Here is a 23,845-nt window from a genome sequence, read left to right as displayed (position 1 = left end):
GGCGGCTTTGATAGCCATTCATTTTTGTTCAGGATGCAGGTTGTTTGAATTTTTGTAAAATTCTTTCAATGAAGGAGTCTGTGGACCACTGTCTGTGTCCAATGAATTTATGTTGTTTGTTGTCGAGCTGGCATAAACGGTAGCCAAGGGCGCGGATGCTGCGGGAAAAGCCGATTTCAGCCGCTATCGCCTCCTCGTAATTGCAGGTGTGTTTGTAGCCGTCGATGGAAGAAAGGATGTCGCTGGAGGTGAAATGAACCACCGATGTCAAGTGCGAGGCGGTCTCTCCGGGATCGATTCCCCAGTTGCAGATTTTACCATAATAAAAATCGGCGCGTTGGCGTTTTGCTTCAGAGATGGTTTTTGTGCCTTTCTTCAGGCCTCTAAGCGTGTCCCAGGAATGAATCCATCCTTTGTTCAGATTTTCGCCGATGAGTCCACATTTTTCGGCGGCCTGAAATCGCTGGTAAAAAGCAAGCAGCCAATTTTTTCTTTCTATAAAGCAATCATCCTGCAAAAACAGGAAATAACGGTAATTGGACAGTCGGCGCCATGCATAATCCCATGCGCCAAGGTTGAATCCGCTGTTTTCGCGAATGAAGATCTTTTTGAAGGAGGCCTGCAGATTTGCGGGAAGTTTGTAGGTTTCGCCATTGGCGCAAAGGAATAAGTCGTAATCCATGCCGGCGCTATGGGTATTCATGGAGTCCATTAAGCGAAGCAGGTAGTCGTCCGGGTTGCCGATCCATGTTGATATAACTACGGCTATCCTCCCGTTGGCAGGCAAGCAGTTTGTCGAGGGGCTGAAAAGTTTCACGGTTGTCCGGCTTCCTTTAAGTGGCGGATCATTTGTTTGGCATGGATCGCAAGGGAATAGGTGTCCTCCACCTTTTTTCTACCACGTTTCGCCATGGTATCACGAAGCTCCCTGTCTTCTATGATGGCGGAAAGCTTCTCTGTCCACTCCTTTTGGGAACTCGCCCAGAAACCATCCACCCCGTCCGTGACGATGTCCCGGTTCATCCCTACGGGGGAACAAATGACGGGAACGCCAACAGCCATGCATTGCAGCAGTTTAAAGCCGCATTTTCCCCTGGCCCATGGGTCGTCGGTCAGTGGCATGATGCCGACATCAAAGGAATGCAGATCTTCTATTTCTCTTTCCTCGGACCACGGTTGTTTGATGACCTGCATGCCCTCTACGTCAAAAAAATCATCGGCGACGATTTTTAATTGAATCTCCGGGTGTCTTTTGGCGAGTGCTGACAACGCCGGCGAGATGTCCTTCAGATATTTTAGGGTTACTTTGCTGCCGATCCAACCAATGGTGAAGGGGGTGCCTTGGTTTCGGGTTGGATCTTTCACCATGTAGCGGTGCATGTCGATGGGCGTTGGCAGAATCCGGATGTCGGAGCTATGTTTTGATGTTTTTTCTTGCAGGTATCGGTTGCCGCAAATGATCAGATCGGCATGTCGGGCCATCGAGGCGAAACGTTTGGACTGCCGGCGTTGCGCGAGGCGATTGCCGGGAGCATCTTTGAACATGATCGCATCGTCAAGGTCGAAGATGATCCTATGGGCGATGCGCCGGATGAAGGATATTTCGATAAAAGAGAAGAGTTTTTTCTGTATAAAAACGACATCCGCTTCATGGATGTCCCTGGCCAGGTGAAGCCAGTGACGTTTTTTTTTGGAAAGCTCTTTTATGGAGTATCCGATGCCTTTGGTTTCGAGAAAGGGCAGATACTGGAGAACCCGGTATCTTGTGCTTGCTTTATCTATTCTTGGTACAAGGAAGAGTACATTCATTTTGTGTCGTCGAATTCGGAAACCGGGATCGTTGGTAATTGCCAAGTTTAATCTTGGGCTGTCTGCCTTGAATCGGATCAGATTTATGGGCGTCAATATGTTTAAGGCATTTCAATATTTTATGCAATTAATCCGGTAAATCAATGGATGCGTTGTACAGGCATGGGCATTGTCATGTTTTTTACCACGGTTTTATTAGCAAGGATTGCACCGAAAGGTGAGTGGGGCAGGTATACGTTTGGGCAGGGGGGGGAGGGGCAGGTTGTGTCGCCGCGGGGGCGTGGTGGCGCGGGCAGGGCGTCCGCAAGGTGTTCTTGTCTGTTTGCTGGCGGGGCGGTTGGTTCGCGCACAAGCGGTGACGTTCTGTGCGGCTTGTCGTGCACAAAGGTTTGCCGGAAAAATTGCCTGGCGCCCCCGGGAGCAGGGGCGCCAGGCCATGAACCCGAGGCTGGGTTATAAGTCGTATCCGCTTTCGGAATGCAGGGTCTGATCGAGGCCAATGATCTCCTCGTCGTGGTTGACGCGCAGGCCGATGGTTTTCTTGAGGATCCACAGTAGGGCGATGGTGACAATGACGGCGTAGGCCCCCGCTGCCAGTACGCCAACGATCTGAATCCAGAGCTGGTGCAGGTCGCCGGTAAGCAGGCTGGTGGCGCCCACGGTGGCGAAGATACCTGTGGCGACGGCGCCGAAAGCACCGCCGATGCCGTGTACGCCGAAGGCATCCAGAGAGTCGTCATAGCCGAGTTTGTGTTTGAGCATGACGCCGCCGTAGCAGACGGCGCCCGCCATGAGGCCCATGACCAGAGCCCATCCGGGAGTGACAAAGCCGGCGGCAGGAGTAACCACGACCAGGCCGGCCACGATCCCAGAAGCTGCGCCCAGTGCGCTGGGCTTGCCAGCCAGCCGCCATTCGAGCAGCAGCCAGGAGAGGGCACCGGCCGCAGCTGCGGTCTGGGTGGTGGCGAAAGCGAGACCGGCGTTAGCCCCAGCAGACAGGGCACTGCCGGCATTGAAGCCGAACCAGCCGAACCATAGCAAGCCCGCCCCAAGCAGGGTCATGGGCAGGTTATGGGGAGCCATGCGTTCATGGGGAAAGCCGTGTCGTTTGCCCAGAAATATTGCCAGCAGTAACGCTGAAAGGCCGGATGAAAGATGGACAACAGTACCGCCGGCGAAATCGAGGGCCCCCATTTCAAGCAACCAGCCGCCTGATCCCCAAACCCAGTGCGCCAGCGGATCGTAAACCAGAGTGGACCACAGAAGAATGAAAATGCAGTAACTGGAAAACTTCATGCGGCCGGCCACGGCTCCGGAAATGAGCGCAGCCGTAATGATGGCGAACATGCCCTGGAACATGACAAACACATAGGTGGGGATGGTGCCTTCTAAGCTGCCTGGGGTGATGCCGTTTAAAAACATGTTGCCGAATCCGCCGATCAGAGGACCTTCGCCTCCGAATGCCAGGCTGTAGCCGATGACCACCCATTGCACACCGATAATCGCCAGTGCGGCAAAGGTGTGCATGCTGGTGGAAAGGACATTTTTGGCGCGTACCATGCCGGCGTAAAACAGGGCCAGGCCGGGCATCATAAGAAAAACCAGTGCGGTGGAAATAAGCATCCAGGCGGTATCGCCCGGGTTGGCGCTTTCTGCAGCCTGAGCCATGGCTGGCAGCGCTGTTAGGGAGAGTGCGGTGGCTAGGATAAAGGGAATGCGAAACATCTGTTTTCCTCCATTGCGTCTTTGCGTCGTTACGCCTGTCGGGGCTGACATTGTCCCGGTTGTTGATATGTTCGTCGGGGCTGACATTGTCCCGGCTTTGATGCTGGGTATCGGGGCCGACATTGTCCCGATTATCGATACCAGTATAGCAAGCCTCGAACCAATTTCATTTGTACTGTAAAATCAGTGGTTTGGGCGATGCGCGGGTGCGCATTAGGGAAAAATTGCTTCCAAAATAGGCACGTGTGCCCATAATGGAGGCATTGATCGGGTGGGGGCGTGGGGGACGTCTGACAAAAAGCCCCCGCATGGGCGGGGGCTCGGAGTGTGCTTTCGGAGTGTGTTTGTTGGCCGGCGGATCAGATCTCGACGACCCAGTCGTGGGTGTCGGGCTGCTGACCGTATTGAATGCCGGTCAGGGCTTTGTAAAGCTTCAGGGTGAGTTCGCCCATCTGGCCGTTTCCGATCGTTACGGTGCGGTCTTTGTACGTCAGTTGGCCTACCGGGCTGACCACGGCAGCTGTGCCGGTGCCGAAGGCTTCGGTCAGTCGACCCGATTCGGCGCCTTCGAGAAGCTCGTTGACGCTCATTGCGCGTTCCTCGATATCGTAGCCCATTTCGGTGGCAAGTTGCAGGATGGAACGACGTGTGACGCCGTTGAGAATGGTGCCGTGCAGAGGCGAGGTTACAATTTTGCCGTCGTAGAGAAAGCAGATGTTCATACTGCCGACCTCTTCGACATATTTGCGTTCCACCGCATCGAGCCAAAGTACCTGGTCAAACCCTCGGGCTGCGGCTTCTTTGGCGGCGAGCAGGCTGGCGGCGTAGTTGCCGCCGCACTTGACTTCGCCGGTGCCGCCCGGAGCGCTGCGAATAAATTCATCGGCGATCCAGATCTTTACCGGTTTGAAGCCGCCTTTGTAGTACGCGCCGACCGGCGAAAGGATGATGTAGCACAGGTATTTATTCGAGGGCTTGACGCCCAGTACCGCCTCGGTGGCGATCATGGTGGGGCGGATATAGAGACTGGTGCCTTCGCTGTGGGGCACCCAGTCGGATTCCAGGCGGATCAGTTCCTTGAGTGCCTTGAGGAAGAACTCTTCGTCGACGGGCGGCATGCACAGGCGGCTGGCGCTTTGATTGAAGCGGCGGATGTTGTCTTTGGGGCGAAACAGGGCAATGGATCCATCCTGCCGGCGGAAAGCTTTCAGGCCTTCGAAGATTTCCTGGGCGTAATGCAGCACCAGGGCTGCCGGATCGAGGGTGAAGGGGGCGTAGGGCTGGATGCGCGCCGAATGCCATCCTTTGCCGCTATCGTATTCCATGACGAACATGCGGTCGGTGAATTGGCGACCGAATACCAGCTTGGTTTCATCTTCTATGTGAGCCTTCGGTTGGGTGACAGGCTGAATTTCAATCTCCATGGGGCATGCCTCCGATCCTTGAAAAGTAATGCCAAAACATTCTCGAGGTTTAGCATATCCAAACAGCCGCTGGCAAGGAGTTTCATGTCCTCAAAACTCGGTTGAGGGGGTGCCGGGTATGATGTCAAGTGAGGAAGCGAATCGTCAGCGGATAGTGAACGGGTTCTCCGTTTTTGCAGCGTACCGCCGCCACGATGATCATGATGAAGTCGAATGCGGCCAATAAAAGGAGCAGGGGCAGGCCGATGAGCAGGAATGCCAGCGGAGTGACGGCGAGGCTGTAGATCATCATGCTGATTTGAAAGTTGAGCGCTTCCTTGCCGTGGCGATCGACCTCGGCATCATCGTTGCGCTTGACCAGCCAGATGATCAATGGTCCCAGGATAAAGACCAGGGGGGTGAACAAGAATCCGGCCATGCCTGACAGATGGCAGAGGGTGGCCCAGTTGCGATGGGTGGTCTGCGGTTGCTCCATCCTGTATGTCCTTTGCGGCTCCTGCTGGGCGTTGTCCTCAGGTGTTCATGCCCAGGAAGTCCAGAGTCGTTTCCAGGGTGCGGTTGACGATTTGTTCCGGTGCGATGCCGGCTGCGTTCAGGGCGTCGAGGGCATGGCCGAAGCTGGCTACGCTCTGGGCGATATGCGCATCACTGCCGAGGGATACGGGGCTGTGGAAGCGGGCGCAGAGTTTGGCGATCAGACGGCAATTGTCGGCGCTGCCGACGCGACTTGTGACGAAAGAAGAGTTGTTCAACTCCAGGGCGGTGCCGGTAGCTGCCGCTTGGCGTGCGACCGCTTCGTAGTCGAGGGGGTACTCGGGGTTGCCGGGATGACATATGATGTGAATGCGCGGGTTTTCCATCAGTTCCAGTACGGCACGTGTGTTGGCCTGGAGCTCGCTGGGGCCGTAGCCGCAATGACGGTGGAATCCCGCCAGTACCAGATCCATTTTTTCCAGCAGGCGGTCTTCGAGGTCGACCTGACCCGGTCCGATAATGTTGGTTTCCGCGCCCTTGAAGATACGCACGCCGCACAGGTGGTCGGGGATCATGTACAGGCATTCGAAATGATAGGGGTGAGGAGCGGCGGGCATGTTGGGGCCATGGTCGGTCATGGCGACGCCGCGCAACCCGCGCCGGGCCGCCTCGGCCGCGATCTCGTTGATGGTGCTGTAGGCATGCCCCGAAGCCAGGCTGTGGACGTGCAGGTCGACTTCGGCCTTAAGTGTGGATGTCATAGGTGGTCCTTTCCGGTGAGCCCCCGCGATGAGGCGGGGGGTGTTGCTTTGGACAAGACCGGCATTTTAGCATGGCAGCGTGAAGGACACAATTCCGGGAGTGTCATCCGGAAGTGGCCCTTATGTTGTTTCCGGGAGGACTATCGTGCTATAACAATCCATTCTTTTCCCGACAACAGCTCCTTACATTCCCGACAGGGTTGAATATTATATGAATCTAGACGAATTTTTGCATCAGGTCAGCCGGCCGGCCCGTTACCTGGGCGACGAACTCGGCAGTGTGCGAAAGGATTGGCAGTCGATTGACGTAACCCTCGCGCTGGCTTTTCCGGATGTTTACGAGGTGGGTATGAGTCACATCGGCCTGCCTCTGCTCTATCATGCGGTCAACGACCTCGACTGGGCGTTGGCCGAACGCGTTTATGCCCCCTGGCCCGACCTTGAGGCGGATCTGCGCAAAGGCGGCCTGCCCCTGACCTCGCTGGAGTCGCGTCGCGCCCTGGCCGATTTTCAGATTCTCGGCTTCACCTTGCAGTACGAACTGTCCTACAGCAACGTGCTGAATATGCTTGAAATGGGTGGCATCCCGCTGCGCCGCGATCAGAGGGGCGAAGGGGATCCGTTGATCGTGGCGGGCGGTCCCGGGGCGCTTAATCCCGAGCCGCTGGCGGATTTTATCGATTGTGCGGTGGTCGGCGACGGTGAAGAGGCGATTGTCGAGCTTTGCCAAGCGGTACGCGCCTCACGTCTCGCCGGGGAGGAGCGTGCCGCCCTGCTGCGCCGCCTGGCCGCCATCGAAGGGGTTTATGTCCCCTCTTTGTTTGACGTGACCTACCATGCCGACGGCACCGTGGCTGCTATTCGCCCCCTTGATGCTGCCCGTGATCGGGTACGGCGCAGGGTGATTGCCGACCTTAACCGTACCTGTTCATCAAACCGGCCGCTGGTGCCTTTTATGAATACGGTACACGATCGTGTGGCGGTCGAGATTACGCGCGGTTGTACCCGCGGCTGCCGGTTTTGTCAGGCCGGGTTCGTCACCCGCCCGGTGCGGGAGCGCGATCCCCAGGCGATTGCCGACAATATTGCAGCCGCCTTGGCCTGTTCCGGCTATGAGGAGGTGTCGCTGTTGTCCCTGTCGACGGGGGATTACAGTCAAATCGGGCCTTTGCTCAAAGGGCTGATGGATCGCTATCGGCAGGAGCGGGTTGCGCTATCCTTGCCCAGTCTGCGGGTCGGATCCCTGACCGAAGAGCTGATGGAGGAAGTGCGCAAGGTGCGTAAGACCGGCTTTACCCTGGCGCCGGAAGCCGGCAGCGAGCGGATGCGCCAGGTTATCAATAAGGGCATCACCGAGGAGGACCTGCTGGAAACGGCGCGCGCCGCCTTCGGACTGGGCTGGCGGGTGATCAAGCTCTATTTCATGATGGGGCTGCCGACCGAAACCGAGGAGGATCTCGCGGCCATCGTCGATCTGGCGGCTCGGGTCAAGCGTGCCGGCAAGGGTACGGAGGGCGGTGCCGACGTCAATGTTTCGGTGTCGACGTTTGTGCCGAAACCGCATACGCCTTTTCAGTGGGAGGCCCAGCTGGGGGTGGAGGAAACCCTTTCCCGTCAGGCCTATCTGCGTGACGCCCTGCGGAGTAAAAAGCTGCGTTTGAAATGGCACGAAGCCCAGATGTCTTTTATGGAGGGGGTCTTTGCCCGAGGGGATCGCCGGTTGGGTAAGGTGCTGCAACGGGCCGTGGCTTTGGGCTGCCGGTTTGACGGCTGGCGGGAACATTTTCGCTTCGATCTCTGGCAGCAGGCTTTTGCCGAATGCGGTATCGATCCGCAATGGTATCTGCGGGAGCGCGGCGAGGATGAGGTTTTGCCCTGGTCTCATATCGACTGCGGCTTTGCCGAGGATTTTCTGCTGACTGAGCGGCGGCGGGCGCTGCGTTGCGACTATACGCCGGATTGCCGCTCGGGAGACTGCTCCGGCTGCGGGGTGTGTGACTTTTCGCGTTTGCGGCCACGTCTCGCCGCGCCGGGTATCCACCTCGAGCGGCCGGCGACCGATGGGGCGGAGACGCCCGAGCAGCTTTGCAGGATTCGCCTGCGGGTGCGCAAACAGGGGCGGGTGCGTTTTGTCGGCCACCTCGATTTCATGGCGCTGTTTCATCGTGCCGCGCGGCGCGCCAATCTTCCGGTGCGTTTCTCCGGAGGCTTTCACCCTCAGCCGCAGATATCGTTCCCTGACGCACTGCCCACCGGTGTCGAAAGCGATGCCGAAATTATCGATGTGAAACTTTATCGGTATTGTGAGCCCGAAGCGGTAATGGCGGCTTTTAACGCCCAGCTTCCCAAGGGTGTGGAGGTGCTGGGCGCCCAAAGCGTGCCGTGGAAAGCTCCCGCGCCGGCGGTGGCTATCCGCAACTCCGTTTATCGGGTTGAAGTTCCGGCCGGGCGCCTGGAGGCTTTATCGGAGCGCGTCGAAAGGCTGCACGGGCTGGATGAATTGCTGGTGACCCGCTTGAAAAAGGGGCGGGAGAAGACCTTGGATCTGCGACCGGCGATCGAAGGGGCGCATATTGAAGATGGGGCGTTATGGCTGACGCTGACCAAAGGCAGCCCGATGCCGTTGCTGGGCTGGTTGTTCGAGCTGCCCGTCGAAGAAGCGGCCAGACTGCCGGTGCGCAAGGTCTCGGTGACGGTGGACCGGGAACCTTCATCCGAATAACAGGTATAATGATCGATATGCGCCGGATTAAATGGTCCGCATGCATGTCGATTCGCCATGGAAAGGTTCTGCATCTGATCCGATTGTGATTTCGATAACATCAAATTTCAGCAAATAAGTTCAGAAGCCGGCGGGACGCCGCACCTGGTTCCGACGTTAGCAGGCTGGTTTGGACTACGCATTGGAGGTGCCATGACCAAAGATCTGGTCATCAATACCACATCCCACGAAACGCGCGTGGCTTTGCTCGAAAACGGCCATATCGCCGAGTTGTACATCGAGCGCACCCGCGAACGGGGGATCGTCGGAAACATTTATAAAGGTAAGGTGCTGCGGGTGCTTCCCGGTATGCAGGCCGCGTTTGTCGATATCGGTCTGGAAAAGGCCGCATTCCTGTATGTTGCCGACGTGCTCGATCAAATGCAGGCCCTGGAACGATTTATCGACGAAGGGGAGAATGAAAACGGTTTGCCGGATGAGGAAGGCCGGGACTCGGCTGCCCTGCCGCCTATCGAGGATCTGCTGAAGGAGGGCCAGGAAGTGCTGGTGCAGGTCTCCAAGGAGCCCATCGGCACCAAAGGCGCCCGGATTACCGCCCATATTTCACTGCCTGGACGGCACCTGGTGTATATGCCCACCGTCGACCATGTGGGCATTTCCCGACGTATCGAAAATGAGGAGGAAAAAGAGCGGCTGCGCGAACTTATCGAAGAGATGCGTTCCCCTGGATCCGGTTTTATCGTGCGTACCGCCGCCGAAGGCAAGAGTGCCGAGGATATGCGCTCCGATATGGAGTTTCTGGCCGGGCTGTGGAACGGCATCTGTTCCCTGCGTGACCATAAAGGCGCGCCTTGTCTGATCTATTCGGATCTTGATGTGACCAGCAAGGTGCTGCGGGATATCCTTACCGAAGATGTGCGGCGGATTGTGGTCGACTCTTCGCGCGAGTATGACAAGATTGTTCGTTTCATCGAAACCTTCATGCCCAAGCTCACCTATGTTATCGAGCTGTACGAAGGCGACGAGCCTGTGTTCGACGCCTTCGGGCTGGAAGTGGAGATCGATCGGGCGCTGGGGCGCAAGGTCTGGCTCAAGAGCGGCGGTTATATCATCATCGAGCAGACCGAGGCGCTGACCGCCATCGATATTAATACCGGGCGTTTCGTCGGCAAGCATAATCTCGAGGATACGATCCTCAAGACCAATCTTGAAGCGGTCAAGGAGGTTGCCTATCAGTTGCGTTTGCGCAATATCGGCGGCCTTATCATTATCGATTTTATCGATATGGAAAAAGAGGCGCATCGCGAGAAGGTCTACGTGGCGCTCGAAGAAGCTCTCAAAGGGGATCGGGCCAAGACCAATATCTTGAAAATCTCCGAATTGGGATTGGTCGAGATGACCCGCAAACGCGTGCGCGAAAACCTGACCCGCACCTTGTGCGAACCCTGCCCTTATTGCGAAGGCAAGGGGTACGTCAAGAGTCGCTCGACCATGGTCTACGAGATTTTCCGGGAGCTGCGGCGCGAGATCCGCAATCTTGCGGGGGCGCAGGTGACGCTGTTGGTGCACCCAAGTATCGCATCGGTGATCTGTGATGAGGAACGCTGGGAGATCGACGATCTGGAACAGGCCTACGGCAAGCAGATCGCGATTACGGCCCGGTTTGATTTTCACCAGGAACAGTTTGAGATTCTTTGCAACTAATTCTTCTTGACAGTTCGGAAGATTCGAGGCTATATTGCGTGTTCGGTTCGCCGCATGGGGTTAGTTGCGTCTTCCGTTCCGGGATTTCATCTGCCGCACCCTGAGGGGTTGTTGCTGAATACGAGAGACCGCGGGATGGACGGGCCGGCTGGCGATATGGAGAGTTGAACCGAAATACCCAAAAAAAGTGAGGTGATACGGGATGTATGCGGTGATCAAGACCGGGGGAAAACAGTATAAAGTTTCCGAAGGCGATCTGGTAAAGATCGAGAAAATTGAAGGCGCGGTGGGTGATACCATCGAACTGGACGAGGTCCTCATGGTCGGCGGAGAAGAGGTAAAGATCGGGACACCTCTATTGCCTGGAGCGAAAGTCACAGCCCGCATTGTACAACAGGGCAAAGACAAAAAAGTGCTGGTATTTCACAGCAAGCGGCGCAAAGGCTATCGCAAGACCTACGGACACCGTCAGCCCATCACTCGCCTGCAAATTACAGGCATCGAGGCTTAAGGAGGTTTATCCATGGCTCACAAGAAAGCCGGTGGTAGTTCAAAAAACGGTCGTGATAGTGCCGGTAAGCGCCTTGGAGTCAAGCGCTTCGGCGGTCAGCAAGTGACTGCAGGCTCGATTCTGGTACGGCAGCGTGGCACGACCATTCATCCTGGCGCCAATGTCGGTTGCGGCAAGGACTATACTCTGTATGCCCTTGTCGACGGCGTGGTGTCGTTTGAACGCAAAGGCAAGGATAAGAAGAAGGTCAGCGTCTACGCGCAGTAAAAAGCGAGGACAGACTGTCATTCAAGTCAATGCGACAAAGAACAAGGCCCGTGGTTCCCCAGTTGGAGAGCTTCGGGCTTTTGTTTTTTGAATGCTGTCCTATTCTCATAACCAGGGCAAGGCGACAACCGCTGTCAGCGAAGCGGTGCGGCGATGCAGGGAATGGACGGATTCGGATGCGCTGGTAGCCATAAAAGAGTATTATGAAATTTATCGATAGGGTCAAAATACATGTCAAGGCCGGAGACGGCGGCCGCGGCTGCCTTTCTTTCCGGCGCGAGAAGTTTATCCCGAAGGGCGGGCCGGATGGCGGCGACGGCGGGCGTGGCGGCAATATTGTGCTGCGGGTCGATGAAGGCCTGGGTACGCTGCTCGATCTGCGCTACCAGATCCATTATAAGGCCCAGCGCGGCGCTCACGGCATGGGCAAAAACTGTCACGGTAAAAACGGCGAAGATCTGGAAATCCGTGTGCCGCCCGGCGTGCTGGTTTACGATGCCGAAACCGATGAACTGCTGGCGGACCTCACCGAAGGATGCCATGAGCTGGTGGTGGTGCGCGGTGGCATGGGCGGACGGGGCAACGCACGTTTTGCCACCTCCACCAACCGTGCTCCCCGCCATGTGCAACCGGGGGTCGAAGGCGAGGAACGCTGGTTGCGGCTTGAGTTGAAGCTGCTTGCCGATGTCGGTTTGCTCGGGATGCCCAACGCCGGCAAGTCGACGCTTATTTCCGCGGTTTCGGCGGCTCGTCCCAAAATTGCCGACTACCCTTTTACGACTCTGGTGCCCAATCTCGGGGTAGTGCGTTGCGGCGGTTTCAAGACCTTCGTCATGGCCGATATCCCCGGGCTGATCGAAGGCGCCAGCGAGGGGCATGGCCTTGGCACGCGCTTTTTACGCCATGTGGAGCGCACCGATCTGTTTTTGCATCTGGTCGATCTGTCCGATCTGCAAGAGGGCGATCCCATGGAGCGGTTTGCCCTCATCAACCGGGAACTGGCGCGCCATAATCCCGAGTTGATGGAAAAACCGCAGTTGGTGGTGTTGAGCAAAATCGATGTCTCCGAGGTCCGCGAAAGGCTCGATGCGGTGCGTGCCGCATTTGCGGCCGAAGGCATCCGAACTCTGGCCATATCCGCTGTGACCGGCGAAGGTCTCAAGGAGTTGGTCGCCGAGGTGGCGCGGGAATTGGAAAAGTTACGCGCGTCTCGCCTGCAAGCCGACCAAAAGGCCGCCGAAGAGGACGAGCCCTGGCAGCCGGACCTGTCTTGACAAGAGGCTCGGGGGGTGAGTAAACTTTCCCCCTTTTTATTGTTATTCCCTGCAGTTTGATCTGCAGAGGCCATTTTCGGGGTGGAGAAAATGGCGGATTTTCTAAGCTCGTTTGCACGGTGTGTCTTATCCGTGGTGGAGAGTGGAACGCTATGCGCAAAGACCTTTTGTCCCAGGTTAAACGGATCGTTATCAAGGTCGGTAGCGGAGTGATTTTCGGTCAGGATGGACTCGATCTCGACGTGATCGGTTCCTTGTCCCGGGATATCTGCGCGTTGCTTTCCCAGGGCTACGAGGTGGTGCTGGTCTCTTCCGGCGCTGTGGCTACTGGCAAGGGCGAACTCGGCATTGTCGGTCGGCCGCCCACCATCCCCCTCAAACAGGCGGCCGCCGCCATCGGCCAAAGCCGTCTGATGCGGGCCTGGAAGGATGCCTTCCGCCCGTGCGGTCGTTGCGTGGGGCAGATCCTTCTCACCCGGGACGATCTTGCGAACCGCCGACGGTTTCTCAATGCCCGCAACACCCTCATGACGCTTCTTGAGTACGGCGTGGTTCCGGTTATCAACGAAAACGACACGGTGGTGGTCGAGGAGATCCGTTTCGGGGATAATGATAATCTATCCGCTTTGACCACTTCGCTGGCCGAGGCCGATCTGCTGATCATTCTGTCGGACGTGAACGGCCTCTACGACAGCAATCCCAAAACCAATCCTGCCGCGCGGAAGTTTTCGGTGATCGAACGTATCACGGAAGACATTGAACAAATGGCCGGGGGAGCCGGTTCCGTGGTAGGTACCGGGGGGATGGCAACCAAGGTCGAGGCCGCCAAGCGGGCGACGCTTTACGGCGTCGGAACCATTATTGTCGACGGGCGCCAGGCGGGAGTGTTGCCCAAACTCATGGCCGGCGAGGAACTGGGAACCTTCTTTCTGCCGGTGCCCCAGCACATGACGGCTCGCAAACACTGGATTTCTTTCAGCAAGGCCAGTCGCGGTAAATTGCTGGTCGACGAAGGCGCACGCCGGGCCGTGGCGGAAAAAGGAAAAAGTCTCTTGCCTTCGGGGATTTTCTCTATCGAGGGCAAGTTCGATCGCGGCGATGCGGTGCGTATCTGCGATGCCGAAGGGCGCGTCTTCGCCAAAGGCATCGCCAGTTATTCGCGGCAGGAACTGGAACGTATCATGGGGCGCAACTCGTCGGAAATCGAGGTTGTTCTCGGCTATAAATACGGCGATGAGGTGGTTCATCGCGATAACCTGGTGGTAAAAAAATGACCATGCCCAGGCGTGTAGAGATTCATGCTTATGACAGGAGATACTGATGACGCTGCAGGACGAAATAAAGCAATTGGCAAAAGAAGCAAGAGATGCCTCGCGGACTCTGGCCCAGGTGTCGACGACGGTCAAGAACGATCTGCTCAAAGGCATGGCCGATGCCCTGGTGGCGGCGACCACGGCCTTGATGGCGGAAAATGCCAAGGATCTTGAAGCGGGTCGGGAAAAAGGGCTGTCCGATGCCATGCTCGATCGCTTGCGTCTTGACGAGGCACGTATTCAGGGTATGGCCGACGGCCTGCGCGAGGTGGCCGAACTGCCCGATCCGGTCGGGGAAGTAACCGGCATGTGGCGTCGTCCCAACGGAATTCAGGTCGGACGCATGCGCATCCCTCTGGGGGTGATCGGCATCATTTACGAGTCGCGGCCCAACGTTACCGCCGATGCTGCCGGCCTGTGTCTGAAAAGCGGCAATGCCGTGGTGTTGCGCGGCGGGTCCGAAGCGATCCATTCCAACCGTGCCATCGCCGGGGTGCTCAAAGGCGTACTGGCGGCCCTGGGATTGCCCGCGGGTGCTCTGCAACTGGTCGGCACCACGGACCGGGCGGCGGTCACCGAGTTGCTCAAACAGGAAGATTACATCGATTTGATCATTCCGCGCGGCGGCGAAGGGCTGATCCGTTTTGTCAGTGAAAATTCGCGCATTCCGGTAATCAAGCATTACAAGGGGGTCTGCCATTCCTTCGTCGACGCCGATGCCGATTTCGATATGGCTGAAAAAATCTGCGTCAATGCCAAGGTTCAGCGTCCGGGCGTCTGCAATGCCATGGAAACCTTGCTGATTCACAAGGATGCCGCCGAGGTTTTCGTGCCGCGTATCGCCCGCGTGCTTGGCGAGTTGGGGGTCGAATTGCGCGGTTGCGCCGAGACCTGCCGCCTGGCTCCCGGCACCACGCCTGCCGTTGATTCGGACTGGGGGGCGGAATATCTCGACCTGATTCTGGCGGTCAAGGTGGTGGACGGTCTGGATGCAGCCATCGCGCACATCCAGCAATACAGCTCCCTGCATACGGAAGTCATCGTTACCCGGAATTATCCCAATTCCCAGCGGTTTTTGCGCGAAATCAACTCCAGCGTGGTGATGGTCAATGCTTCATCGCGTTTTTCCGACGGCAATCAGTTCGGTTTGGGGGCGGAGATCGGTATTTCCACCACCAAACTGCACTCCTTCGGACCCATGGGGCTGGAGGATCTGACCACCCGCAAGTTTATCGTGTTCGGGGAAGGCCAGGTCAGGGAGTAAAACAAGATTGTCCCGCACAAGGCCCTGCCTGATTTTGGTTCCTTGTGACATCCAGGGTCAAATTAACCGCAAAGCTCGCAGAGATAAGAGTTCTTTATGATAGATACTGTTTTTCTCTGCGTACTTTGCGGTCTCAGCGGTTAATGCCGGTATGTGCTTTTTTTTCAAGAATATCGGCTAAAATCTAAGTCTCGGAAATTTGCAGGCGAAAACGGATCGCACCATGAAACTCGGCATCCTCGGCGGAACTTTCAACCCCATCCATTCGGCGCATCTGCGTATCGCCGAGGAGGTGCGGGAACGCTGCCGACTCGACCGCATTCTGTTCATACCGGCGGCGACACCGCCGCACAAGGAGTTGGCCGGCGAGATTCCGTTTGCCGACCGCCACGCCATGGTGGCGGCCGCCATTGCCGATAATCCCGACTTCGCGGTGACCGATCTGGAAAACCGGCGCGCGGGCAAAAGCTATTCCGTTCATACCCTGGAGCTGCTGCGACAGGAATACCCGCGGGACGAGTTTTATTTCATTATCGGCATGGATTCCTATCGATCCCTCGGGATCTGGAAGGATTTTCCGCGCCTGTTCGAACTGACCAACCTGGTGGTGGCGGCCCGTCCCGGCAGCCCCTGCGACGATCCGTTACGGTTGCTGCCCGTTGTCATACAGGAACAGTTCTGTTACGATGAAAACGCTCACATGCTGCGCCATCAAAGCGGCCATGTGGTGATTTTCCTGGAAGAAACATTTCTCGATATTTCCTCGACGCATATTCGGCAACTGGTGGCTGCAGGTCGTTCCATTCGTTATCTGCTGCCGTCCGGGGTTGAACATTATATTTATCGGCACGGTCTCTACCGCAGCCAAGAAAGGTCGTAAACTTTGCAAGCTAAACAACAAGCGCTTTTGTGCGCCTCCTATGCTCTGGATAAAAAGGCTTTCGACGTCCGCTTGCTGGATGTTACCGGAAAGTCGTCGTTGACTGATTTCCTGTTGATCGTTTCGGGGGGATCGGATCGTCAGGTGGGGGCCATTGCGGAATCCATCGAACTCGGTATGAAAAAAGAACATGACGTGATGCCCCTGGCCGTCGAAGGCAAGCAGGAAGGACGCTGGGTGCTGCTGGATTACGGTGATGTCATGGTCCATGTCTTTCAGCAGGCGGTCCGCCAGTATTATGATCTGGAGGGACTCTGGACCGAAGCGCCGGAAGTGCCCATCGAGGAAATCGAGGGAGCATGAAGATCTGCCTGCTTTGCGTGGGGCGCCTCTCCATCGGTTACCTGCGCGAAGGCGCGGCCGATTTCGAAGCGCGTCTGCAGCGCTACCTTCCCGTGCGCATTGTGGAGCTGAAGGAAGAAAAGAGCGGCAAAAACGATGCGGAATATATTCGCCGCCAGGAAGGGCGCAGGATTCTTGAAAAAATTCCGGCGGGATCTTTTGTGATCGCGTTGGATGAGCGTGGTCGTTCCGTATCATCGGAAAAGCTGGCCGCTTTACTCGAACGGCATATGATGGAGTCGACTCCCGAGTTGACCCTGATTATCGGTGGAGCCTACGGCCTTTGTGATGAGGTCAAACAGCGCGCTGACATGCTGATGTCTCTGTCGGAGATGACTTTGACCCATCAGATGGCCCGTTTGGTGCTGCTTGAGCAGTTGTATCGCGGTTTTACCATTGTGAGAAACGAGCCGTACCATAACCGTTGACGTTTTGTCTGGCCGTCGGCTCAAGCCTCCCGTCGAGCCGAAGGAGGGGGAAATCATGATTTTGATGGCGTTTGTTTTTCTCGTGCTGATTATTTTCTTTTTGCTTTTTTACATTCTCAATCCTCAGACCGTTGCGGTGTTCTACTGGTTCGGTAACGAGTTCACCTCTTCGCTGGCCGTGGTCGTGGCGGCCTCGGTACTGTCGGGCCTGCTGATCGGTTACCTGCTCTACATTTACGGTGCTACGGGACACCTGGTACGGGATTGGCGTCGCAAACGTACGGAAAAGCGCCACCGCAGTGTCATGGACCTCTATCGACAGGCCATGGGGCGCCTGGTTTCCGGGGACTTGAAAAAGTCCCGGCGTTTATTGCTTAAGGCCCATGGTCAGGATGGCACCCAGCTGGAGGTGCTGCAGGCCATGGCGCGGGTATGCCGTGCCGAAGGTCAGCCGTCCGAAGCCTTGGAATATCTGCTCAAGGCTCGCAAGCAGTCGGCGGAAAATCTGCAGGTGCTGTTTTTGCTTGCCGATACCTACCTTGCAGCCGACCAGGTGGAAGATGCCGTGGCGACTTATCGCTCCATTCTTGCCGTGGAACCGGATAATCTGGAAGCCTTGCGGCGTTTGCGCGATTTGCATATGCGCAGCGAACTCTGGAACGAAGCGTCCGACCTGCAAAAACGATTACTTAAAAAACTCGGGGGCACGCCCGATAACCAGGAGCAGCGGATCCGCTGCGGGTTGCGTCTGGAAACGGCACGCATGGTACTGGAGTCCGGCCGCGCCGATACGGCCGCAGCCGATTTGAAAGCTCTGGTCAAGGATCAACCCGACTTCGTCGCGGCCCGCGTACTGCTGGGCGATGCCTGGGAGGTTGCCGGACAACCCCAGGAAGCTGCAGGCGTCTGGCAGGAAGGTTACCGGCGTTTTGGCGAGGCGGTTTTCCTGGCGCGCCTGGAAGATCTGGCCATGGCCACCGAAAATCCCACCGAACTACTCGACTTTTATCGTACCACCGCTCTAAACCGGCCAGAGGATTTGTTGTTGCGATTGTATTACGGCAAGTTCTGCCTGCGCCTGGAAATGGTTGAGGAAGCCCTCGAGCAGCTGTCGGAAATCGAAAAATCCGGCGCCGATTTCCCCCAACTGCATCTTTTGCTGGCAGAGGCTCACGTCCGCCGCAGTCGCATGGACGAATCGGTCAAGGAATTCCGTAAAGTCCTCGATTTTGACGGGCGCACCAACTTCGGATATGCCTGCGATGCCTGCAACGCTGCGTCCGCGGAATGGTTCGGACGGTGCGAAGAGTGCGGCGCCTGGGGCAGTTGCCGCCTGTCCGGGTATGAAAGAATCAAGAATCCGCCCGTCAGCGATTTGCGGGAGATTCATCATGGAGAACAAAGCGCATGACTGTAGAAATTCGCCGTCCCGTGGCACTGGTGATACTGGATGGCTGGGGCATCAATCCCGTCTGTGAGCATAATGCCGTCTGTCAGGCCGATACCCCGCGTCTGCGGGCGTTGTTGGAATCCTGGCCCCATGCCCGCATCGGTGCCTCCGGTCGGGATGTGGGTCTGCCCGATGGACAAATGGGTAATTCGGAAGTCGGGCATCTGAACATCGGTGCCGGTCGTACCGTCTATCAGGACCTGACGCGCATCAGTCTCAGCATCGAAGAAGATACCTTCTTCGAAAATACCGAACTGCGTAAGGTGATGCAGCAGGTCGTGGAGAGTCAGGGCAAACTGCACCTGATGGGGTTGCTGTCGGATGGGGGAGTCCATTCGCATATGGAACATCTATACGCTCTGGTGGAAATGGCACGACGGGCCGGAGTGGAGCAGGTGTGCATTCATGCCTTCATGGACGGTCGTGATACGCCGCCGCAAAGCGGCGCCGGTTATCTGGCGCAACTCGAGGACAAACTGCAGGACATCGGGCTGGGCCGGGTTGCAACGGTCATTGGACGTTACTGGGCCATGGACCGTGACAATCGCTGGGAGCGGGTCGAAAAGGCCTACCGCGCCATGACCGAAGGCGTGGGCACCTCATTCGAGAGCAGCGCCGCGGCCATTGCCGATGCTTACGCGCAGGGGCAGACCGATGAGTTTGTCGAACCCCGTTTTGTCGGGGGGGAGAAGCCTTGCACGGTGGACGATGGCGACGGTATGATTTTTTTCAACTTCCGCGCCGATCGTGCCCGGGAGATTACCCGTACCTTTACCTCATCGGATTTCAGCGGCTTCAGCCGCGAGAAGACACCGCGCCTGGCCGGCTACGTCTGTCTGACCGAATACGATGCCAGCTTCGGCCTGCCCATGGCTTTTCCACCGGAAACCTACCCCGAACTGCTGGGCGAAGTGGTGTCCCGGGCGGGACGCAAACAGTTGCGCATCGCCGAAACTGAAAAATATGCCCATGTCACCTTCTTTTTCAACGGCGGTAGCGAGGAGCCTTTCGACGGCGAGGACCGGGTGTTGATTCCGTCTCCGAAGGAGGTGGCCACCTATGACCTCAAACCGGAGATGAGTGCGCCGGCGGTGACCGACGCCATGCTGGAGCGCGTGGCTTCCGGGCGCTACGATTTGATCGTGCTTAATTTCGCCAATCCCGATATGGTCGGCCATACCGGCGTGGAGAGCGCGGCCATCGCAGCCATGGAGACCGTCGACGCCTGTGTCGGTCGGGTGGTGGATGCCGTACTTAACGCCGGCGGCAGTCTTCTGATCACTGCCGATCATGGCAATTGCGAGCAGATGGCCGATGCCAAAGGGGCTCCCCACACCGCTCATACCTCCAATCCGGTGCCGGTAATCCTGGTCGATCCGGATCGCACCGGGGTGAAGTTGCGTAACGGTATCCTGGCGGATCTGGCACCGACACTGCTGGAACTGATGGGGATCGACAAGCCTGCGGCCATGACCGGGCGCAGTCTGCTTGAGCCTTCATAACGCCCCATGCATACGCCGGGCTGATTGGAGGGGCCGGTGCTATCTTTTCTCCGCGCCGAACTGCGAGGCTTATTTGAACTGCTGCTGCCGCCGTGCTGCCCGCTGTGCGGCACGCTGCTGAAAAGCGGGGTGGGCGATGCTTTCTGTCCGGCGTGTCTCGATGCCTTCGCTCCCCTCGACAGCGCATGCTGTCCCCGTTGTGCCTTGCCTTATCCCCAGCCGTCCGGCAGCGACCATCTGTGCGAAGCCTGTTTGCGGCATGAACCGCCCTTTGTCTGGACGCGTTGCCTTGGCTTGTATGAGGCGAAATTGCGCGAGGCCGTGCATGCTTTTAAATTTCACGGCAAGGTGCATTTCGATCGCCCATTGGCCCGCCTCCTGGCTGCCCGGCTGGAAACTGTCCGTCAAGACTATCGCCCCGATCTTCTGATTGCCGTACCGCTGCATCGGCAGCGGTTGCGCGCGCGTACCTACAATCAGTCGCTGTTGCTGGCGCGCGAACTCGGCCGTTTCTGGCGGCTCCCGGCGCCTGCGCGATTGCTGCGGAGAGTCCGGCCGACCCATTCCCAGCAGGGGCTTTCGGGGGACGATCGGAGGCGTAACCTCAAGGGGGCTTTTGCGTTGACGCAAAAACTTGCGGGGCAACGCGTTCTGCTTGTGGACGATGTTCTGACCACGGGTGCCACGGCGCGGGAATGTGCCGCGACCCTGCTGGCCGGAGGGGCTTCGAGCGTGGCGGTGGCGGTGTTGGCACGCGCTCGTTTGCAGAAACTTCAATGACGCATTTTCGCCAAAATACGGATAGCCGTCAGCGGCCCGCTGTTTTAAAGGATACGCTGCTCTTTTTATGCAACCGGTTGGCGGAGCATTTCGGTCCGCTGCACTGGTGGCCGGCCGACTCACCCTTTGAGGTGGTGATCGGTGCGTTTCTCACGCAAAATACGGCTTGGCGCAACGTGGAACTCGCCATCGCCGCTCTTAAAAAGACCATCCCTCTGACGCCGCAGGCGCTTTGCGCCTTACAACGGCAAGACCTGGAAGAGTTGATCCGGCCGGCGGGATTTTTCCGGCAGAAGGCGCAGCGGCTGCAGCTGTTCGCCACATGTCTGCTGGAAAAGCATCAGGGCGATCTGGATGCCATGCTCAGCGGCCCCTTGTCGCAGGTCCGGCAAACCTTGCTTACCTTTAAGGGCATCGGGCCCGAAACCGCCGATTCCATTTTGCTGTACGCCGGCCATCGCCCGTCGTTTGTCGTGGATGCCTATACCCGGCGTCTGTTCAAGCGCTATGGTGTGCTGGAGGGCGATGAAACCTATGAGGACATACGTGCCTTGTTCATGGCGCATCTGCCTCGGCAGGTCGATCTGTTCAACGAATACCATGCACTGATCGTCGAGCAGTGCAAAACCTTTTGTCGCAAGCGCCCGCTTTGCGAAAATTGCCCCCTACAGCCGGAATGCCCGGTTTTGCTCTGATTCCCCGCGAACGGCATTTTCAGCCGGCCGGACGGCCTGCCGGACCAGCCAGCCGATGGTCGTCATGCCGACCAGCAATACCAATACAAATAGCATAAGGCCCCCTTCCTGCCAGACCACCGGCATGTCCGCCGGGCGTAACTGCCCTTTCAGGCTGGCATGCCGAATCATTTCCCGCAACCCGCTCATGACGAACACCTGAACCGCCAACAGGGCGGCGCTAAGCGATGTCAATCCCTGTGCCGAGCTGGCCAACAGCGCCAGCGCCAGACTTACGGCCGTCACCAGCAGGCCGGTGGCCGGCAGGCTGCCCCCGAGCATCTGCCAGCGAATGGACTGGGGCAGTTGCCATAGAAACAGCATGCCTACCCCCATTTGCACCAGGGTCATACGCCGCAACAGCTGCAGTCCCAGTTTCTGGGCATACGCCCCGAGCCGCGGTTCGCTGCGGGTCAGGCGCGCTCCGACAAGAGCGGTAAACAGCCCGCCGCCGGCCATGGCCGCCGTGACAAAATGCAGATAGCGGGGGAGCAGCGTCGGGTCGCCGAGATTGAGCAGGGTGCCGCCGTCGGCATGGAAATAGGCCGCCCAGCGTTGCAGATTAAGGATCAGGGTCTGGTTGTTGGTAAAGATGAACGCGACGATCATCAAAAGGACCACCGCCAGACTGGTCAGCAGCGGGGACCGTGCGGCAAGTCGTTCGGTGCCGAGATCAAGAGCGTAAAGGCCGGCGTAGACAGCCATCAGCAGGGGGATGATGGCCAGCCAGAAACGTCCCATAAGAATGGCGCCGGGATAGAAAAATTGCCCGTGCAGGGTTTGGGAAAAAAGCAGAGAAGCCACCCCCAGATTAATGGTCACCGCCATAAGAGTCGGCAGGGTGCCGGTCAGTTGTTTGGCCAGCACCCGGCTTGGCCGGTTGCGTCGTCGCCGAATCAGCAGCACGACCATGGCGGTTCCGAGCAGTCCGTTCATGGCCAGCAGGTGCAGAGGAAACACAATCAGCAGCAACCCCTGAAGCAGGGGCCAGGAGGCTGGCAAGATATCCGCGGACGGAACAAGAGGATTCATGGCTGACTCCCGGGTCGCGCGAGGGGTGTTTGTGTATCGGGGGAGGTCGGTTGCTGGTCGATCAGGTACGCGGCCAGAGCATGCTGTTCCTCGGCGGTGCCGATAAACGGCGGCATAAAGGGCCTGATGGCATGGAGCTGGGAAATATAGGCGGCCAGGGAACTCTGGCTCATGCCCCGGGTGCGTTCGATGATATCGTTGTTGAGGCCGCCCAGTGTATGACAGGCATAGCACTGGAATTTAAAAAGCTCCCGGCCCGGTGAAGACGATCGGCTCCAGGGGGCAGTCGGCAAAAAAGGCTCCGTTGTTGTCCGATCCGCACGCTGGCCGTTGGAGTATATGTCGCCATACAGGACATAGGGGCGTCGCGCCGCTTCGCGGGTCCATTCGAAGCTGCCCATGAGGAGCAGACCCGCCGCAAGTCCCGCCATGGCAGCGGCTTTGCCGATGCGTGCCGGTCGCCATAGTGCCAGCAGCGAACCGGGCAGTAGGACCCAGAGGGCGATGCGTCCCATGGCCAAAGTACGGACAATGGTCGGCGAGGCGCCCTCGGTCAGAGTTCGTACCGGTACGGGCAGGCTTTGCAGATACCACAACCCGGCCGGCAAGGCACCGCACAGGGCTAAAAGAGACCAGCCTGCGGTCATGCGGATCAATCGGCTGGCCAGGTCTCGGTCCGCCAGAAAGGCTGCGAATATCGCGACGAACAAGCCGGATATCAATCCGGCCAGGCAGGTGCGCAGAGCCAGGGAGGGCCAGAAAGACGGATTGAAGAAGGCGCGGGGCAGGCCGCTATGTTGTGAGGCCATGCCGGGCGTGAGCATGAAGGTGATGATGCCGTTGATGGCGAACAGACTCAGCCAGCTGGCGGCACAATAGACACGGCCGACGATCAGGTGCCTTCGGGGGGCAAGGTGTCCGAAACTGTGCAGGTAAACGGTGATCGCCACAACCTCCACCAGAAACAATACCCACTCGGCGGCCCAGATGAAAACAAAACGGTGAATCAGGGCGGAAGTACCCGCCGGTTGAACGAGGGAGATAGCGAACCAGATACCGACCCCCGTCAAGGCTCCGAAGATCAAGGTGGTCAAAACGAAGAGCCGGGCGAAGGATTGGGTAAATCGGTACAGCGGCTGGTCCCGGTGGCGAAGCGCTCGGGTTTCCAGCAGTACCAGCCAGAAACCGCCGCCGACAGCGAAGTGGGAGATAAAGACGTGACTCACGGCGATGGCGGCGATCATTGCGCCGCCGCCCACGGACGGCAGGTACCAGATCGGATAATTCATGCATGCTATCCCTGAAAAGGTAAGAAGATCAGTCTCTTCAGATTATTTAACGTGCCCCGCCAGGGTTGTCAATCAGCGGGGTTTCCAACGGGTCATATAA

Annotated in this window: 22 protein-coding genes; 14 read left to right on the top strand and 8 right to left on the bottom strand. The window is 57.8% G+C overall.

All coding sequences use genetic code 11. The annotated features are described in order from the left end of the window. Positions 1-28: 28 nt before the first annotated feature. The 6 genes from PCAR_RS14115 to PCAR_RS14085 form a co-directional block, all read right to left on the bottom strand. Complete coding sequence (locus PCAR_RS14115; protein ID WP_220431700.1) at positions 29-703, bottom strand: hypothetical protein; 675 nt, start codon at positions 701-703, stop codon at positions 29-31. A 110-nt stretch (positions 704-813) separates the two neighbouring features. Then, positions 814-1,905: a glycosyltransferase family 4 protein gene (locus tag PCAR_RS14110; RefSeq protein ID WP_148204353.1), complete on the bottom strand. Its 1,092-nt coding sequence runs from the start codon at positions 1,903-1,905 to the stop codon at positions 814-816. Positions 1,906-2,262: 357 nt separating this feature from the next. Then, a complete protein-coding gene (locus PCAR_RS14105; RefSeq protein WP_041531395.1) occupies positions 2,263-3,534 on the bottom strand; it encodes an ammonium transporter in 1,272 nt (423 codons plus the stop codon). 359 nt (positions 3,535-3,893) lie between these two features. Continuing rightward, positions 3,894-4,958: a branched-chain amino acid aminotransferase gene (locus PCAR_RS14095; protein ID WP_011342364.1), complete on the bottom strand. Its 1,065-nt coding sequence runs from the start codon at positions 4,956-4,958 to the stop codon at positions 3,894-3,896. Between the two features lie 124 nt (positions 4,959-5,082). Next, positions 5,083-5,433 (bottom strand): DUF4870 domain-containing protein, encoded by a 351-nt coding sequence (locus PCAR_RS14090; RefSeq protein ID WP_011342363.1) that lies wholly within the window; start codon positions 5,431-5,433, stop codon positions 5,083-5,085. Between the two features lie 37 nt (positions 5,434-5,470). After that, positions 5,471-6,193 (bottom strand): phosphatase, encoded by a 723-nt coding sequence (locus PCAR_RS14085; protein ID WP_011342362.1) that lies wholly within the window; start codon positions 6,191-6,193, stop codon positions 5,471-5,473. Between the two features lie 211 nt (positions 6,194-6,404). On the opposite strand from PCAR_RS14085, the gene PCAR_RS14080 reads away from it, so the two are divergent. From PCAR_RS14080 to PCAR_RS14015, 14 genes are all read left to right on the top strand, one after another. Further along, complete coding sequence (locus PCAR_RS14080) at positions 6,405-8,915, top strand: TIGR03960 family B12-binding radical SAM protein (RefSeq protein WP_011342361.1); 2,511 nt, start codon at positions 6,405-6,407, stop codon at positions 8,913-8,915. A gap of 192 nt (positions 8,916-9,107) precedes the next feature. Then, entirely contained in the window at positions 9,108-10,619 is a 1,512-nt protein-coding gene (locus PCAR_RS14075; RefSeq protein ID WP_011342360.1) for an Rne/Rng family ribonuclease, read from the top strand. Between the two features lie 202 nt (positions 10,620-10,821). After that, positions 10,822-11,130, top strand: coding sequence for a 50S ribosomal protein L21 (gene rplU / locus PCAR_RS14070; RefSeq protein ID WP_011342359.1), 309 nt, complete (start codon positions 10,822-10,824; stop codon positions 11,128-11,130). Positions 11,131-11,142: 12 nt separating this feature from the next. Then, on the top strand, positions 11,143-11,397 hold the full coding sequence (rpmA, locus tag PCAR_RS14065; RefSeq protein WP_011342358.1) for a 50S ribosomal protein L27: 255 nt from the start codon (positions 11,143-11,145) through the stop codon (positions 11,395-11,397). Between the two features lie 203 nt (positions 11,398-11,600). After that, positions 11,601-12,671: a GTPase ObgE gene (obgE, locus tag PCAR_RS14060; protein WP_011342357.1), complete on the top strand. Its 1,071-nt coding sequence runs from the start codon at positions 11,601-11,603 to the stop codon at positions 12,669-12,671. A 152-nt stretch (positions 12,672-12,823) separates the two neighbouring features. Next, entirely contained in the window at positions 12,824-13,945 is a 1,122-nt protein-coding gene (proB, locus tag PCAR_RS14055; RefSeq protein WP_011342356.1) for a glutamate 5-kinase, read from the top strand. A gap of 46 nt (positions 13,946-13,991) precedes the next feature. Beyond that, entirely contained in the window at positions 13,992-15,248 is a 1,257-nt protein-coding gene (locus PCAR_RS14050; RefSeq protein ID WP_011342355.1) for a glutamate-5-semialdehyde dehydrogenase, read from the top strand. Positions 15,249-15,471: 223 nt separating this feature from the next. Continuing rightward, positions 15,472-16,128: a nicotinate-nucleotide adenylyltransferase gene (nadD, locus tag PCAR_RS14045; RefSeq protein WP_011342354.1), complete on the top strand. Its 657-nt coding sequence runs from the start codon at positions 15,472-15,474 to the stop codon at positions 16,126-16,128. 3 nt (positions 16,129-16,131) lie between these two features. Next, positions 16,132-16,491: a ribosome silencing factor gene (rsfS, locus tag PCAR_RS14040; protein ID WP_011342353.1), complete on the top strand. Its 360-nt coding sequence runs from the start codon at positions 16,132-16,134 to the stop codon at positions 16,489-16,491. Next, entirely contained in the window at positions 16,488-16,958 is a 471-nt protein-coding gene (gene rlmH, locus PCAR_RS14035; protein WP_011342352.1) for a 23S rRNA (pseudouridine(1915)-N(3))-methyltransferase RlmH, read from the top strand. Before rsfS ends, rlmH begins: the two co-directional genes overlap by 4 nt. Before the next feature lie 55 nt (positions 16,959-17,013). Then, on the top strand, positions 17,014-18,369 hold the full coding sequence (locus PCAR_RS14030) for a lipopolysaccharide assembly protein LapA domain-containing protein (protein ID WP_011342351.1): 1,356 nt from the start codon (positions 17,014-17,016) through the stop codon (positions 18,367-18,369). Positions 18,370-18,377: 8 nt separating this feature from the next. After that, positions 18,378-19,910: a 2,3-bisphosphoglycerate-independent phosphoglycerate mutase gene (gpmI, locus tag PCAR_RS14025; protein ID WP_041531929.1), complete on the top strand. Its 1,533-nt coding sequence runs from the start codon at positions 18,378-18,380 to the stop codon at positions 19,908-19,910. Positions 19,911-19,946: 36 nt separating this feature from the next. Continuing rightward, on the top strand, positions 19,947-20,690 hold the full coding sequence (locus tag PCAR_RS14020) for a ComF family protein (protein WP_011342349.1): 744 nt from the start codon (positions 19,947-19,949) through the stop codon (positions 20,688-20,690). Beyond that, on the top strand, positions 20,687-21,385 hold the full coding sequence (locus PCAR_RS14015; RefSeq protein WP_011342348.1) for an endonuclease III domain-containing protein: 699 nt from the start codon (positions 20,687-20,689) through the stop codon (positions 21,383-21,385). Before PCAR_RS14020 ends, PCAR_RS14015 begins: the two co-directional genes overlap by 4 nt. Here the strand turns inward: PCAR_RS14015 and PCAR_RS14010 are convergent. Then, complete coding sequence (locus PCAR_RS14010) at positions 21,356-22,456, bottom strand: hypothetical protein (RefSeq protein WP_011342347.1); 1,101 nt, start codon at positions 22,454-22,456, stop codon at positions 21,356-21,358. The genes PCAR_RS14015 and PCAR_RS14010 overlap by 30 nt on opposite strands. Then, positions 22,453-23,745: a cytochrome ubiquinol oxidase subunit I gene (locus PCAR_RS14005; RefSeq protein ID WP_011342346.1), complete on the bottom strand. Its 1,293-nt coding sequence runs from the start codon at positions 23,743-23,745 to the stop codon at positions 22,453-22,455. The genes PCAR_RS14010 and PCAR_RS14005 overlap by 4 nt, the downstream gene beginning before the upstream one ends. Positions 23,746-23,845 lie beyond the last annotated feature (100 nt).

Origin of the sequence: Syntrophotalea carbinolica DSM 2380 (assembly GCF_000012885.1) — a bacterium.
GTDB lineage: Bacteria > Desulfobacterota > Desulfuromonadia > Desulfuromonadales > Syntrophotaleaceae > Syntrophotalea > Syntrophotalea carbinolica.
This window is presented reverse-complemented; position numbering and strand designations above follow the sequence as displayed.